Annotated in this window: 13 protein-coding genes; 11 read left to right on the plus strand and 2 right to left on the minus strand. The window is 38.2% G+C overall.

The features are described 5' to 3' along the window. Positions 1 to 67: 67 nt before the first annotated feature. Positions 68 to 1,423, minus strand: coding sequence for a PTS transporter subunit EIIC (locus tag GYM71_RS02970; RefSeq protein ID WP_220220849.1), 1,356 nt, complete (start codon positions 1,421 to 1,423; stop codon positions 68 to 70). A gap of 414 nt (positions 1,424 to 1,837) precedes the next feature. Here GYM71_RS02970 and GYM71_RS02975 point away from each other — a divergent pair, with 414 nt between their 5' ends. The 3 genes from GYM71_RS02975 (at position 1,838) to GYM71_RS02985 (ending at position 7,063) form a co-directional block, all read left to right on the plus strand. Continuing rightward, complete coding sequence (locus GYM71_RS02975; RefSeq protein ID WP_220220850.1) at positions 1,838 to 3,031, plus strand: bifunctional metallophosphatase/5'-nucleotidase; 1,194 nt, start codon at positions 1,838 to 1,840, stop codon at positions 3,029 to 3,031. Positions 3,032 to 3,041: 10 nt separating this feature from the next. After that, entirely contained in the window at positions 3,042 to 4,214 is a 1,173-nt protein-coding gene (locus GYM71_RS10515; protein WP_220220851.1) for a nucleoside transporter C-terminal domain-containing protein, read from the plus strand. Between the two features lie 179 nt (positions 4,215 to 4,393). After that, entirely contained in the window at positions 4,394 to 7,063 is a 2,670-nt protein-coding gene (locus tag GYM71_RS02985; RefSeq protein WP_220220852.1) for a calcium-translocating P-type ATPase, PMCA-type, read from the plus strand. Between the two features lie 122 nt (positions 7,064 to 7,185). Here the strand turns inward: GYM71_RS02985 and GYM71_RS02990 are convergent, their stop codons facing one another. Beyond that, positions 7,186 to 7,635 carry a GAF domain-containing protein gene (locus tag GYM71_RS02990; RefSeq protein ID WP_103751986.1) on the minus strand — a complete coding sequence of 150 codons (450 nt, stop codon included), beginning with the start codon at positions 7,633 to 7,635 and terminating at the stop codon, positions 7,186 to 7,188. A 318-nt stretch (positions 7,636 to 7,953) separates the two neighbouring features. On the opposite strand from GYM71_RS02990, the gene GYM71_RS02995 reads away from it, so the two are divergent. The 8 genes from GYM71_RS02995 (at position 7,954) to GYM71_RS03030 (ending at position 16,342) form a co-directional block, all read left to right on the plus strand. After that, complete coding sequence (locus tag GYM71_RS02995) at positions 7,954 to 8,691, plus strand: amino acid ABC transporter ATP-binding protein (RefSeq protein WP_103751987.1); 738 nt, start codon at positions 7,954 to 7,956, stop codon at positions 8,689 to 8,691. An 11-nt stretch (positions 8,692 to 8,702) separates the two neighbouring features. After that, on the plus strand, positions 8,703 to 9,518 hold the full coding sequence (locus tag GYM71_RS03000; protein WP_103751988.1) for a transporter substrate-binding domain-containing protein: 816 nt from the start codon (positions 8,703 to 8,705) through the stop codon (positions 9,516 to 9,518). Then, positions 9,515 to 10,153 (plus strand): amino acid ABC transporter permease, encoded by a 639-nt coding sequence (locus tag GYM71_RS03005; RefSeq protein WP_103751989.1) that lies wholly within the window; start codon positions 9,515 to 9,517, stop codon positions 10,151 to 10,153. The genes GYM71_RS03000 and GYM71_RS03005 overlap by 4 nt, the downstream gene beginning before the upstream one ends. Positions 10,154 to 10,169: 16 nt before the next feature. Continuing rightward, complete coding sequence (locus GYM71_RS03010; protein WP_220220853.1) at positions 10,170 to 10,823, plus strand: amino acid ABC transporter permease; 654 nt, start codon at positions 10,170 to 10,172, stop codon at positions 10,821 to 10,823. A 225-nt stretch (positions 10,824 to 11,048) separates the two neighbouring features. Further along, on the plus strand, positions 11,049 to 12,026 hold the full coding sequence (locus GYM71_RS03015; protein WP_220220854.1) for an SIS domain-containing protein: 978 nt from the start codon (positions 11,049 to 11,051) through the stop codon (positions 12,024 to 12,026). A gap of 13 nt (positions 12,027 to 12,039) precedes the next feature. Then, on the plus strand, positions 12,040 to 12,855 hold the full coding sequence (locus GYM71_RS03020) for a PfkB family carbohydrate kinase (RefSeq protein WP_220220855.1): 816 nt from the start codon (positions 12,040 to 12,042) through the stop codon (positions 12,853 to 12,855). A gap of 15 nt (positions 12,856 to 12,870) precedes the next feature. Continuing rightward, positions 12,871 to 14,490: a peptide ABC transporter substrate-binding protein gene (locus tag GYM71_RS03025; protein WP_220220856.1), complete on the plus strand. Its 1,620-nt coding sequence runs from the start codon at positions 12,871 to 12,873 to the stop codon at positions 14,488 to 14,490. Positions 14,491 to 14,719: 229 nt separating this feature from the next. Beyond that, the gene (locus GYM71_RS03030; protein ID WP_220220857.1) at positions 14,720 to 16,342 is read left to right on the plus strand and encodes a peptide ABC transporter substrate-binding protein; all 1,623 of its coding nucleotides are present in this window, start codon (positions 14,720 to 14,722) and stop codon (positions 16,340 to 16,342) included. The last annotated feature ends 4 nt before the right edge of the window (positions 16,343 to 16,346 follow it).

A 16,346-nucleotide genomic window follows, 5' to 3' on the forward strand; every position in this document is an offset into this window, starting at 1 on the left:
AAATTAATTAAAATAAATCGTTAAAAAAGACTAACATCGCGTTAGTCTTTTTTTGGTAAATTGATTTTTATTTTTGTTTTTGTGATTCGAATCCCCAGAAATAAGTTAGGACTGCCGCAGTAATTAAAGCAATTCCTGAACCCAGAATCATAAAGCCAATTGGTTTATACATCATCATAATAATGGAAAAGATATTATCAATAAGGAAGGACTTAACCATCACATGCAATGAAGCATTAATGGCACCGCCAATCCCACCAGCAATTGCGGTAATAATAATGAGGCGCTTGGAAGGCATAATCAAACCGTATAATATTGGTTCGGTAACTCCTGCAAAAATACCCGTAATCGTAATTGAGCCTGACAGACCCTTTAATTTTGCATCCTTGTTTTTAAATAAGCTATATAAAAATGTTCCTAAAGCTACGCCAATCTGCGCCCAAACAGCACACACACCAACTCCGCCAATTACATCACCACCGTACATTTTCAAGTTTTGCAAAGTGATTGGCACTAGTCCCCAGTGTAGACCCAGCACGGTCAGAAATGAATAAGCCGCTCCTAAAACTAACCCAGCAACTAATCGGCTCTTACTGAAGAGCCACATGATAATCGTAGAAATCCAGTTGCCGACAGTGTTACCAAAGGGACCAAAGATTAATACCGTTGCTGGTACCAAAATGATCAGTGAGATCATTGAATTCAAAAATATCTGTAATTGTTGTGGAATGATTTTTTTCAACAGCTGGTCTAATAGGATATATGCACCAATAATGATAAAAATGGGAAAAACAGTGGTGGAATAATCGATTGGGTCTAGTGGCATTCCAAATAAATTAAGTCCGTGTTTGCCAATTAAACCGGTAAAACTTGGCTCTAAAAGGGCTGCGCCAAGTGCTCCACCAACGAATGGATCTGCTTTAAACTCTTTGGCCAAGGTTATCCCCACGAAAATTGGTAGAAAATAAAAAATCGCATTGCCAGCCGCTGATAATACTAAATATGGCGTACTAGTAGTTGAAAGTAAATGCGTACTTGCCAAAACCGTCAGTAATGCTTTGACCATACCAGCTCCGGCCATGACTGAAAGCAGGGGCATAAATGCACCAGAAATAACCTTGGTTAGAGAAAAAGTTGAATGCTTGGCGGTTTTTGGTTTAGCGGTGATCCGCTGATTAGCTAATAATTGCTGAATAACATCGTAGTAATCGGCCACTTTGGTACCAATAACGACTTGTTCTTGTCCACCACTATTTACCACGCTGATAACGCAGGGCAAAGCCAATAATTTATCTTTTGCTACTTTTTGATTGTCTTTTAACTCGAACCGTAGTCTGGTAACGCAGTGTACCAGGCTATTGACATTATCTGGCCCGCCAACATAGTTTAAGATGGCTTGCGCATCATCGCTTATTTTACTCATATTGTCTCCTGTATAATTATAAATAAGTTTGATTAAAAACAACTTATTTTTATCATATTTTTTTAAAAATTAAGCAACATTATAAGTTAGATAATTACCGATGTCAATGCCGCTAATTAAGAAGTACTGATACGAAAAAGCAACAGGAAAAGCATTTTTAGATTAGCTAGGTGTTTTAACTAAAAATTAAATATGCGTTAATAGCAGTGGCTAAAGCCGTTGGAAAAACTTAACTGCTTTTTGCTGGGGAAAATTTACTACTAATACTTTTGACTAAATTAGGTGAATGTTTGGTGAGTACTTGTCGGCTTATCTCGACCCGGTTGCGATCAAATTTATATTGCCATGGGCATTCGAGATATTATAAAATCAATTGATAGTATAAATTGCTAACTAATGAGTAAAGGAAAGAAAATGACTAAGCAAATTAATGTTTTAACTACAACGGATCTTCACGGGTTTATTGCAAATGATAAGCCGCAGCCCGCATTAGCATTGCAGGGCTTAAAAGATAAATATCCCAATAGCCTGTTAATGGATAGCGGCGATTTTTTTGTTGGCAACCCGTTAACAACTTATTTTTGTGATCAATATGAAGTTTCGCCTTTGGTAAATTATGCCAATCGCGTGGGCTTTGATGTTATGGTGCCAGGCAACCATGATTTTGACCATGGTATTACCTATTTAAAAAAGCAAGTTAAAAATTTGGCTGCTGCGTATGTTTGTTGCAATGTCTTTTCCGAGCAAAATGAACTTATTTTTCCACCTTATGCCATTAAAGAGGTAGCAGGAATTAAAATCGGGGTTATTGGCCTTTTAACAAGCAGAATGTCGATGATTAGCGACTTTGATGTTACTAGTGGGGTAATCGTCAAGGATGCACTACCAGAGTTGCAAAAACAAGTTGCAGCGTTACGGGATAAAGTAGATCTTGTTTTAGTCGGCTACCACGGCGGAATTGAGCGTGATTTAGCTACTCATAACGAAATAAACTACGCTACGGGAGAAGACGAGACCTTTAAGTTGGTTTCACAAACGCCTGGAATTGACGGCTTTAGTTGTGGCCACCAGCACCGCGTTAATCAAGGGAAAATTAAGCAGACGTTAGTCGTTCAAGGTGGTTATCAAGGTAATTATTACGGTCATTTAACTTTTAGCTTTGATGATCAAGATAAGCTTGTGTCTCGTGATGAAGAGATTATCAAAACTAGTACTCTGCGAGCACAATCTGGTGATTTTTATCCGGAAGAAGATTATCAAGCTTGGCTGCAAGAAAAGCTGGACCTCAGTCATTTAACGGAATTTCTACAAGAAAAGTTTGCCCGCAGACATTTAGGAATCTTTATCAATTTGAAGGGACAAAGTAGAAAAGAAGTAATCGATTCTTTTACTATTCCATACGGTGTAAGAATTTACCATTTAACTCAAAGTGAGTACCAGGCTTTTACTAAGCAGGACTGGGCCATTAAAGTCGAAGATTATCCTGCTGGTGCACGTGACTTTACGGTTTTAACCAATTCATATGAGATACCAGAGTACCGGTTAACAGACCAGTTCGTTGACAATATCTTTGATGAATATTCTTACTATTTAAAGCAACACGCATAAGGAGAGCATAATGGGAGTAATTGGAATAATTTTAGTGTTGGCACTACTTTATTGGGTTAGTTTTGATCGCAAACAAATTGACTATAAATCAATTTTGTATTTGTTTATTACAGAACTTGTCTTTTTGTTTTTAATTTTAAAAACAACTATCGGCAATTGGATTATTAACGGACTATCTGGCAGTCTCAATATTATTAGTGCTTCGAGTAGCAAAGGGGTAAACTTCGTTTTTGGTGATTTGAAAAATCCACAAGCGGCTTCACAGTTCTTTCTTGATGTGCTTTTGCCGTTAATTTTTATTTGTGCTTTGATTGAGTTACTGCAATACTTGCGTATTTTGCCTTTTATTATTAAATATGTAGGTAAAGTACTGAAAAAGCTTTTTCACATCGATGAAATTAATGCATTTACAATTTTAAGTTATCCTTTTGTAAGTAATGGGGTTTTTGTTCCATTTAAAGATCAAATGAAAGACATGGCCCCGAACCAGTTATTTACTTTATCAATTTATACTTTGTCAAATACAACGGTAACAATGATTGCATCGTACATGCATATTATTAAGTCCGAATTTATCATTGTTGCATTGGTACTTAACTTATTTACTTCAATTATCGTTGCCAAAATTGTTGCACCATATGATATTTCACAGGTAAATTATGAAATAACAACCAAAAGTACTAATAAGAAATCGCTGATTACGCGCCTGATTGATAGTATGAATCTCGGCTTTAAACTGGCAATCAACATTTCAATTTCGATTATTGGTTTTGTATCACTAATTACTTTTGTCAATATTATTTTTAAGTCTGCTTGTGGTAAAACCTTGACGGCCTTGATTGGTTATGTTTGTGCTCCTGTTGCTTTTCTAATGGGAATAGATCCTCAATCAATGGTTAGTGCAGGTACAGTATTGGCTACAAAAGCTTTTACTAATATTTTTGTGGCAATTAACCAGATTAATATGAATACTGTTCCGCTTAAAACCCAGGCAATTGTGAGTGTCTTTTTAATTTCCTTTGCCAATTTGCCTAACTTGGGAACAACTTTGGGAATTATGCATACGATGGTTGATGAAGAACACGGTGAAGCAATTGCTAGCCATGCATTGCGCTTATTCCTCGTTGCAACAGCGGTCAGCATCATTAATGGTGCGTTAGCCGGACTGTTTTATTCATTTTAAATTGCATTGACCTTGTTAAAAATGCCAATTTTATTTATAATAAAATCATCATAAGGGAGTAACAGCAATACCTGCGATAAGCCCAACAACCGAAGAGATACTTCTGGACTTATCTTAATTAGTGAGACTTGTGTGTGGAGAAGCATATAAGTCTCTTTTTTATTATTTAGGAGGTCAAAATGCCCCAGAGTTTTTATAATCAGTCAGTAGAAAGTGTTGAAAAAGAACTGTCAACAACTTGCAAACTGGGTTTGAGCCCAGAACAAGTAAAGCAATTGCAAGAAAAAGACGGTCCAAATAGTTTGGCAAGTAAGAAGAAAACGAGCCTGTTTCAACGATTCATCGCCCAGTTTAAGGACTTTATGATTATCGTTTTGATTGTAGCAGCATTACTATCTGGTTTTGTTGCACAAGAATGGACAGACGCAGCAATTATTATGATTGTCGTGATTTTGAATGCAGTCTTGGGCGTGTTCCAAGAAGCTCGTTCGGAAGAGGCCATTAATGCCTTAAAGAAAATGGCTACACCTAATGCGCATGTGCGGCGTAATGGGCAAGTAGTTGAAATCCCAAGTACGCAGCTAGTGCAAGGTGATATTGTCTTACTTGAAGCTGGTGATGTTGTTCCAGCAGATTTACGCTTAACGGTCACTAAAAGCTTAAAGATTGAAGAGTCGGCTTTAACCGGTGAATCTGTTCCAGTTGATAAAGAAAATGGAATAATTGCTGAAGATAAGGTGGCCCTTGCTGATCAAGACAACATGGCTTTTGCCAATACCAATGTTACTTATGGCCGTGGAGAAGGAATTGTCACCCAAATTGGGATGAACACCGAAGTCGGTAAGATTGCCACAATGCTTAACAATACCGATGAAACAGATACGCCATTGAAGCGTAACCTTAATCAATTGGGTAAGACGCTGACAATCATGATTTTAATCATTTGCGCAGTTGTCTTTGTGGTCGGCTTTTTCACCAAGCAAGGAACCGAACCAACACAAAAATTAGCAATCGATATGTTCTTAGTTGCTGTTTCACTTGCGGTTGCGGCCATTCCTGAAGGCTTGCCCGCAATTGTAACCATTATTTTGGCTCTAGGAACCCAAGTAATGGCTAAACACAATTCAATTGTGCGTAAATTGCCAGCAGTTGAAACACTGGGCGCTACTGATATTATTTGTTCAGATAAAACGGGAACTTTAACTCAAAATAAAATGACAGTTGAGCAAGTTTACTATGATAATCAGGATCACAAAGCTGCCCAGCCAATTGCTGCTAATACTCCAGCATTGATGGCAATGGTCTTAGCAAATGATTCTAAATTAGATGATAATGATCGTTTGCTCGGTGATCCAACTGAAACAGCCCTTATTCAATATGCGCTAGATCAAAAGATTCCGGTTCACCAAATGTTAACCGATTATCAACGACTGCAGGAAGTTCCGTTTGATTCAGAGCGGAAGTTAATGAGTACGGTTAATCGAGACGGTGCGCAATACTTTGTTGCTGTAAAGGGTGCTCCTGATCAATTGCTCAAACGGGTAACCAAAATTGAGCAGAACGGTCAGATCACTGCAATTTCAGCGCAGCAGAAAGAAGCAATTTTAGAAGCTAACCAGAAAATGGCCAAAAATGCTTTGCGTGTCTTAGGATTAGCCTATAAAAATATTGACCAGTTATATGATGAGCCAACAACTGATAATGTTGAACAGGATCTAGTTTTTGCTGGCTTAGTTGGAATGATTGACCCTGAACGTCCGGAAGCAAAGAAGGCAATCGTTGAAGCTCACGAAGCTGGAATCAGAACGGTAATGATTACCGGTGACTTCCAAGTTACTGCGCAAGCAATTGCTGAGCGTTTAGGAATCTTGAAGCCAGGCCAAGATGAACGAGTTGTGACAGGTGCACAACTTGATGAAATCAGTGATGACTACTTGCAAGAACATGTTCCAGACTACAGTGTTTATGCCCGTGTATCACCTGAGCATAAGGTTCGCATTGTTAAAGCTTGGCAAGCTCGCGGCAAAATCGTGGCTATGACTGGCGATGGTGTTAATGATGCGCCGAGTTTAAAACAGGCTGATATTGGTATTGGCATGGGAATTACTGGAACTGAAGTTTCAAAAGGTGCTAGTGACATGATTTTGGCTGACGATAATTTTGCCACAATCGTTGAAGCCGTTAAGCAAGGTCGTAAAGTTTTCAGCAATATTCAAAAAGCAATTCTATACCTAATGAGCTGTAATGTTGGTGAAGTCTTGACCGTCTTCATGATGACAATGCTTGGTTGGGATATTCTGGCACCCGTACAGCTGCTTTGGATTAACTTAGTTACCGATACATTACCAGCGATTGCTCTTGGCCTTGAGCCAGTCGAACAAGGCATAATGAAACGGGCACCGCGTGGACGAAAGTCCAACTTCTTTAGTGGCGGCGTTTCTAGTTCGATTGTTTACCAAGGAATTCTGGAAGGACTGCTAGTTTTGACAACTTACCAGTTAGGGTTAAACTTTGGTCCGCATATGGATAATGCCAATTTGCAGCATGCAGATGCGTTAACAATGGCATTTTTGACCCTGGGACTAATTCAACTGTTCCATGCCTTTAATTCGAAATATATTCACCAGTCAATCTTTTCTAAACATACTTTTAGTAATAAGTGGTTTAACTGGGCAATTGTTATTTCGGCGGTGGTAATGGCTGCTGTTGAATTGCCATTTATGACGAAATTCTTTGATGTTACGGAATTAAATGGTTTACAATGGCTCATTGTTCTTGCAGCTGGTATTTGCATGATTATCATTGTTGAAATTGTTAAATTCTGCCAGCGCCAAGCAGGGCAAAAGTAATTTTCAACGTTTAAAATAAAAAAGCTGATCAATCTGTTTTGATTTGTGTTTCCGCAATTTTATTGAAAAAATGGCGGTCACTTCAAGTAGACGATCAGCTTTTTTATTGCTTTTAATAGTTGTTAATTGATGATACAAGCGCCTATTTGGGCTAAATAAGTGGCATCGGTTTTGTCGAAACGATTGAACTTTTTACTATCAAGGTCTAAAACCGCAATTAGCTTTTGGTCCTGCATAATTGGCAAGACAATTTCTGAATTGGTGGCTGAATCACAGGCAATATGTCCTGAAAATTGATGCACATCAGGAACTATTTGAATTTCATGGCTAGCAGCCGCTGTTCCGCAAACACCTTTACCCAGCGCAATATGCATACAGGCAATTGGTCCCTGAAATGGTCCTAACAACAATTCGTCATTTTGGTAACGGTAAAAACCGGCATAACTGACATCAGGTAAATTATTGTAGAGCAGTGCACTAAGATTACTCATATTGGCAATTAGGTCGTGTTCGTCTTTAAGCAGACTCTGAGCCTGCTTAAGTAACATCTGATAATTATTTGCTTTATCCATCTTTTTTCTCCTTTCATGCTAGTTTAAACTAACGCTTTTAGTTTTGAAAGTGCTAACAGAGTTTTTACATTTTTACCGGAAGTGTATAATATTGAGCAAGTCGTTTTTGATTAGCAAAAAGAATTAAGCATAAAAGCAAGCGATTATTGTCAATATAAACTATATATTCTCTTTAAGTTTAGTAAGATTTATATTACAGTTTTGTATAAATTTTCATTAAAAATAGTGCTTAACTTTTAAAAATCTTAACGGCTATAGTAAAATAGAGTCAATGACTTATATATTTTTATTGCAATGACTATGAAAGGGGCGATGACAATGTCGATGATAGAGTTCCATGACGTGCAAAAATATTATGGCCATTTTCATGCACTGCACGACATTAATTTAGAGATTGATGAAGGAGAAACGGTGGTTCTAATTGGGCCTTCTGGCTCAGGTAAGAGTACTTTAGTTCGAACCGTAAACGGCCTAGAATCAATTCAAGAAGGTAAATTGATCGTAAACGGACACGATTTATCTGATCCCAAGACTAACTTAAATATTTTACGTAGAGATGTTGGCATGGTTTTCCAGCATTTTAACTTATACAAAAATAAAGATGTTCTTGAAAATATTATGTTAGCTCCACGGATTGTCAGTCACATTCCAGAAGAAGAGAACAAAAAACAAGCAATGGAATTGCTTGAAATGGTCGGTCTGGAAAAGTGGGCACACAATATGCCATCACAAATTTCTGGTGGTCAAAAGCAACGTGTTGCAATTGCGCGAACACTAGCAATGAAGCCTAAACTTATTTTATATGATGAACCAACAAGTGCACTTGATCCTGAAATGATCGATGACGTTCTACAAGTTATTAAAAAGGTAACTAATGAGAGCGGAATGACTTCCCTAATCGTTACTCATGAGATGGGTTTTGCTAAAGAAGTTGCTAACCGGGTTATCTTTATGGATAAAGGTCAAATTGTTGAAGACGATGATACTACAAGCTTTTTCAAACAACCTAAGACGGTTCGAGCACAACAATTTTTGAGTAAAATTATCTCTCACTAAGGAGGCCAATTATGAAAAAAAAGTTTTGGCTGTTTCCTTTATTAGCGTGTATCTTGATGTTGACCGGCTGTGGCAAAAGTTTGAGCGATCAATCTGTTTTAGATAATGTCAAGCAGTCAAATACGATCACCTGGGGTGTAAAGGGTGATGTTAGATTATTTGGCTTGATTGATGTCCGCGATGGTCAACAAAAAGGCTTTGACGTTGATATGGCTAAGGCTATCACTAAGCATATTCTCGGTCCGAAGGGACGTGCTGAATTTGTTACCACCACTTCACAATCGAGAGTTCCGCTATTAAAAAATGGCAATATTGATGCGGTGATTGCGACGATGTCGATTACGCCTGAGCGGAAAAAAGTAATTTCATTTTCGAAGTCTTACTTTGATGCTGGGCAATCACTACTTGTTCCCAAGAGTTCAAAAATAAGAAGCACTAAGGATTTAAATGGTAAGACCGTTATCGGGGTAGTCGGTTCTAATTCAGTTGATAACATTAAAAAGGCTGCGCCGAAAGCGAAAGTAATCGAACTGCAAGATTATGCTCAGGCAATGAACGCATTGAAATCAGGTCAGGGTGACGCTTTGACAACTGATAATGGTATTTTGTTTGGTTTGGCAGTTCAAAACCCAGGATATGAAGTTCGAGGTGGTACGTTTACTGTTGAACCTTATGGTGTTGCAGTTGATAAGGGACAAACCGGATTCACTAAGGCTGTTGATAAGGCAGTTCTTGAAATGCAGCATAGTGGTGAATACAATCGCTTGATTAAAAAGTGGTTCGGCGACGTTCCAGGATTTAATTATAAGGAGCTGTATCGCCGATGATTAACATTTTTACAAAATTTAGTGGCCAACTGCTCGTTGGATTAGGCTGGACCGTATTTTCCAGTGTGATTGCATTGTTTTTCAGTTTAATAATTGGAACAATTTTCGCAATTATGGAAGTAGTTCCGAGTAAAGTAGCACGCGTTATTGGACGTGCGTATGTTGAAATTTTACGTAATATTCCGCTATTAGTTATTACCATGTTCTTTTATTTGGTTATTCCAATGTACGTGGTTAAGATTAATGGTTTTACAGCGGGAACAATTGGCTTAACGCTTTACACTTCCGCATTTATTGCTGAAACCATTCGTTCAGGTATTCAATCTGTCTCTGGCGGACAGATGGAGGGTGCACGTTCTACCGGTATGACATACTGGCAGGCAATGCGTTATATTATTTTGCCGCAAGCATTTAAAATTGTAATTCCACCATTAGGAAATCAGTTTGTTAACTTGGTTAAAAATTCGTCGGTTCTGGCATTTGTGGCTGGATTTGATTTGATGTATCAAGCAAACTCGATTGCTTCAACAACTTTTGATACTATTAACAGCTATCTAGTAGTTGGAGTTTTATATTTAATTATCACGTTGCCGCTTAGTTACTACATGCAGCATTTAGAGAAGAAATTAGCCTAAGGGGAGGGACAGTGAAATGCAAAATTGGATTAACGCCTTTTCGTGGCTAAACATGCGCTTTTTATTGATGGGCCTCTGGGTAACGATTTATATTTCTGTAATTTCGGTTATTTTGAGTTTCATCTTTGGGTCAATTCTGGGTATTATTAGATATTCGAAAATTAAGTACGTTTCAAAGATTGTCGGTTTCATAATCGATATTATCCGTAATGTACCCTTGCTGTTAATCATCTTCTTTACCTACTTTGGGTTGCCCAATTTTGGCTTCAGACCGGAAACAATTCCTGCTGCCATTATTGCGATGACAGTTTTTGAATCAAGTATGCTAGCAGAAATTGTTAGGTCAGGGATTCAATCAGTCTCAGGTGGTCAAATGGAAGGTGCTAGATCGACTGGAATGTCCTTTGTTCAAGCACTCTGGCACGTTGTTTTACCACAAGCTTATAAAAACATGGTACCAACAATTATTAGTCAGTTTGTTTCACTGATTAAGGACACATCACTGGCCACAATCATTGTGGTGCCAGAAATGATGCAACACGCACAAGTTATTTATGGTCAAAATGCCAACTATATTCTACCGATGTTTGCGGCTTTAGCAGTACTTTACTTTATCGTCTGCTTTACCCTGTCAATCATTGGTAACGTAATCGGAAAGCATTTGACTTAAGCTGAAAATAAAATTAATTAACTTAAAAAGATTTCACATTTTGTGAAATCTTTTTTTGTTGTAATCCTTTTCATAACTACTAAGATGACCAATAACACCTTTAGCATCGGCATGTTTTATCATTCGCTGTTATTAAAATATCTTTAAAAAATGCTTGACATCGAAACTCATTCAACTTATCTTATTATATAACATCATATAACAGCAAAAGATGAGAGGTAAAAAATGAAAAAAGAATATCAGCAAGAAATAAAAAATGCAGTTGCAGCTTGTCAAAAGGTTGCAGGCATTAATCATATTTATTTTGCCGCCTGTGGTGGTTCCATGGCTTTCATGCAACCCGCAGAATATATCATTAACAGAGAATGTGATATTCCGGCAACTATTTTGCCAGCACGCGAATTTACTAGTCGCAATCCTCATGCTCTGAATGAGCATAGTATCGTTGTGACTTGTTCACATTCTGGTAGTACGCCCGAAACCAATGAAGCTGCCAAATTTGCTAAGAAAAAAGGTGCTTTAACAATTGGCATTGCTTTTACCCCTGATTCAGCTTTAGAAAAAAATTCTGATTATACTTTGCACTACAGCTGGGGCAAAGGAACGGATGCTGCGGATTTAAACACAGGCGTCTTGTATGGTTTTATTTTTAGCTTTTTAAAAGCAATCACTGGTGATGCAAAATACGCCAAAGCAATAGCTGCACTTGATGACTTAGAAAAGATGGCTGAAAGAACGCGGCAACAATTTGGTGAAACGGCTAAGAAATGGACTAGTGAGTTGAAGCGAGAGAAGTTGATTTATGCCGTTGGTTCCGGAATTAATGCCGGAGAAACTTATTCTTTTGCTGCATGTTGGCTGCAAGAAATGCAGTGGATAAACAGTAGCTACATTAATTCTGCAGAATACTTCCACGGACCTTTTGAAATTACTGACTTCGATGTTCCATTTATCATTTGTGAGGGCATGGGCGTGACAAGACAAATGGACGCGCGCGTAGTAGATTTTGCCCAAAAGCACAGTGATAAAGTTTACGTGATTGATAATGCTAAATACGACATGCATGAAGTTGATGACGAATTTAAAGAGTACTATTCACAAATCTTGTCTGGGGTTGTTTTCCGAATGTTGGCAGAAGGCTTTTCATACGAAAGAGGACATTCATTAGAATCACGTCGCTATATGTGGCATTTAGACTATTAAGGGAATTTGACCCATGAAAATAATATCGATTGGTGATAACGTTGCCGATACTTATGTTAAGCAGCGAGTTTATTTTCCCGGAGGTAATTGTGTTAATGTTGCGGTTGATGCTAAAAAAGCAGGAGCAGAAACTTCTGCGTATTTGGGCATTTTAGGTGATGATGATCGTGCTGAACACATTGAAAAAGCGCTTCAACAAGAAAAAGTTGAGCTGGTTAATTGTCGTAAGGCATACGCTCCCACAGCTCAACCACGAGTAATTCTCACTGATGAAGGCGACCGTACTTTTGTTGCAGGACCACAAAATTCAGCTCTGCACTTATTGGCTCTAAGGCTCACACAAGCCGATTTTGCCACAATTGATCAATTTGATGTTGTTCACGCTGGGATTGATTCAGGAATTGACGAATATTTACCTGAATTACATCAACGAGTTAAAGTTTCCTTTGATTTTTCTATTTCTCTGGATAAGGACTACTTTAAAAAGACCTTGCCACAAGTTGATTATGCTTTCTTTTCAGGCGAAGAGATGTCTGATAGCGAAGTCGTAGAATTTGCTCAGAAGTACTTAACTTTAGGCCCTGAGGTCATTGTGATTACCAGAGGTGCCAAGCCGGCTTTTCTGCTAACTTCACAAGAATCTTATTATCAAGAACCGCAACTAATTAAGGTTGTTGACACAATGGGAGCCGGTGACAGTTTTATAGCCGGATTCCTAGTTAGTTACTTAAATAAAAATAATTTACATGAAGCGGCAGAAGCGGCAAGCAAGAATGCAGCTGCGACCTGCCAATTATCTGGTGGTTTTGGTCATCAGAAATCTTTTTAGGAAAGAGTGATAAAGATGAAAAAAGGCGCAATTATCGCTACAGCAGCGGCGTGTTTCAGCATGCTCTTAACGGGCTGTCAAAATAAAGCTACTTCAAATGCGAATAACCAATCGAAAATTACCATTGTCCAAAATGCTCCCGTTGATTCGTTAGATCCAATCTTGGCTTACCAAAATACGTCATCGATTGTTGTTGCAAATACAACCGAAGGTCTGTACACGATTGATGCTAATGACAAGCCACGCTTGGGTTTGGCATCTAAAGTTGAAACAAGTAATCATGGTCTTACCAAGACTTTTACAATTCGTGACGATGCCAAATGGTCAAACGGCACGCCAATTACTGCCAATGACTTTGTCTTTGCATGGCGCCGTTTATCTAATCCTAAAAATGCTTCAGCTTTTAATTTTCAACCTGGTGCAGCCGGAATTAAAAATGCCGATGATATCGTAGCTGGGAAAAAGCCGGTTAGTTCGTTAGGAGTTAAGGCAAAAGGATCGAAAACATTAGTTGTCGAACTAGACCATGTTGTTCCGTATATGAATAAGTTGTTGGCATTCAGTGACTTTGCTCCGGTTAATCAAAAGTACTTTGACCAAACCGGCAAAAAGTTTGCTCAAGATGCTAATCACCTAATTTCTTCGGGACCGTACAAGCTTAAGGATTGGAAATTGGGTGATAATACAATTCAACTGGTCAAGAATAATAAATACTGGGATGCTAAAAATGTGAAGGTCAATAACGTTAAGATTGATGTAATTGCCGATCCAGAAAAAGCAGCAATTGCCTTTGAAAACGGTAGTGCAGATTATGTTCATTTAAGTGGCCAATTGGTTGCCAAGTACCGTAAGGATAAGAATTTTGTTAATGAAGTTGGTAATTTTACGCAGTACCTAATGTTTAACATGAAAAAGCCAGGTCTAAATAACGAAAACTTGCGTAAAGCTATCTCTACCAGTATTAACCGAAAGGAAATTACTTCGCACATTTTAAAGGACGGTTCTATTCCAGCGCACTCCATGGTTATGAAGGACTTAGTCCAAAATCCTGCTAACGGGAAAGATTTTGCGGATGAATCGACCACTAATTTATCTGCTTATGATCCAGCTGCCGCAAAACAATATTGGAACAAGGCCAAAAGCAAGACTGATTTAAGATCGTTCACTTTACTTTATGATGATAGTGATCCTGCTTACGCCAATGTTGCTGCCTATGTAAAAGCACAAGTCGAGAAGAATTTACCAGGGATGAAAGTTAACTTGCAGCAAGTTTCTAAGAAAACTCGTCTTGACAAAATGGCCAAAGAAACCTATGACGTAACGCTTACACGGTGGGGGCCAGACTATGCTGATCCAACGGCTATTTTGAGCATGTATCAATCAAAAAACGACAGTAATTACGGCAAGTGGTCTAATTCAGAGTTTGATCAGTTATTAGCACAAGCAAATAAGACGACCGACAAGTCTAAGAGATACCAACTTTTGCTTAAGGCCAACAATATCTTAATTGACAGCGCTTCGTGTCCACCGCTGTATCAAATTGGTGCTCCTGTTTTAAAGAGAGCTAATATTAAGAACTTACCGATGCACATTGCTGGTGTACCATTCTTCTTTAAGTACGCAGTAATAAAGTAAATGGGACAGAAGTTTAGCTAAAAGTAAAATATTTAATTAAGATATTTTTAACTAATATTAAATTTTATTAAGAAATTACCTTGACATATTATAAAATTACAATTATCTTATCATATAAACCCTAAAAAGTTGGAGCCAGCTAATTTACGAAGCAAACAAATAATTACAATATGTTTAGCAATACCAAGTAAAGCTGAGGTCCAAAAAATGATAAGGAAGAGTGATATTTATGAAAAAAGCAGCAGTGCTTGCTACCGCCGCCATCTCTTGTTTTGGCATGTTGCTAACAGGCTGCCAAAAGAAGTCAAATTCAACAGCTAGTAATCAGGATAAAATTACCGTTGTGCAAAATGTACCGGTCGATTCGCTTGATCCGACAATTGCTTATCAAGTCACATCATGTTTAACAGTGGCTAACACAACCGAGGGATTGTATACGATTGACGCAAATGAGAAACCGCAGCTCGGATTGGCCGAAAAAGTTGAGACTAGTAATAATGGTCTAACTAAGACATTCACAATTCGTAAGGATGCGAAGTGGTCTAACGGTGATCCGGTTAAAGCAAACGATTTTGTCTTTAGCTGGCGCAGGTTTGCTAGTCCAAAGGTAGGCTCTCCTTATAATTTTGAAATAATTGCATCAGGAATTAAAAATGCTAGTGCAGTTGTTGCTGGGAAAAAGCCACTTAGTGCACTTGGTGTTAGGGCTAAGAATGATAAGACTTTAGTAGTTGAATTGGAACATCCTGTACCATTTTTAAGCAAATTGTTGTCTTTTAGTTCCTTTGCCCCGATTAACCAAAAATATTTCGATGAAAATGGTAAAAAGTATGCACAGGATTCAGATCATTTGCTTGCTACCGGTCCGTATAAGGTAACAAATTGGAAATTAGGCGATAATACCGTTCAATTAGTGAAAAACCCTAAGTACTGGGATGCCAAAAACGTTAAGGTCAAGGAAGTTAAAATCGATGTGATTACGGATCCGGAAAAAGCAGCAATTGCCTTTGAAAATGGCAGTGCCGATTACGTTCATTTAAGCGGTCAGCTTGTTTCGAAATACCGCAAGGACAAGAACTTCCAAGAAGAAGTAAGCAACTTCATTCACTACTTAATGTTCAACCTGAAAAAGCCAGGATTTGATAATCCGGATGTGAGAAAAGCAATCTCTTACAGTATTGATCGCAAAGAAATCACAACTCATATCCTAAAGGATGGCTCTGTGCCAGTTCATTCAATGATTATGAAGGGCTTAGCAAAGGATCCAGCTACTGGTAAAGACTTTGCGGATGAATCAACCACTAATTTTTCGCAATACTCTCCTAGTGAAGCGAAAAAATACTGGAATAAGGCTAAAAGTAAGACTAAGTTACGTTCATTCACTCTGCTTTATGATGACAGTGATCCCGTTTATTCCAACCTTGCCGCTTATATCAAGGCGCAAGTTGAAAAGAATCTTCCGGGAATGAAGGTTAACTTACAGCAAGTTGCGAAGAAAACAAGATTAGATAAGATGGCTAAGTCAACTTTTGATGTTGCAATTACTCGTTGGGCTCCTGATTACGCTGATCCGACCGCCGTTTTAGGTATGTATACAACGGGCAATGCCAGCAACTATGGTAAATGGTCTGACCCAGCATTTGATAAGTTAGTTAACCAAGCAGGCGGTATGGCAAATCAAACTAAGAGATTCCAAACCTTGCTTAAGGCAAATGATCTTCTAATTGATAGTGCTGCTTGTCCGCCACTATACCAATCTGGTGCTCCAGTTCTGAAACGAGCAGATATAAAGAATATGCCAATGCATATTGCGGGTGTACCATACTTCTTTAAGTATGTATCCATTAAATAATTTG

The sequence above is a fragment of the Lactobacillus panisapium genome, assembly GCF_019469265.1.
Classification (GTDB): domain Bacteria; phylum Bacillota; class Bacilli; order Lactobacillales; family Lactobacillaceae; genus Lactobacillus; species Lactobacillus panisapium.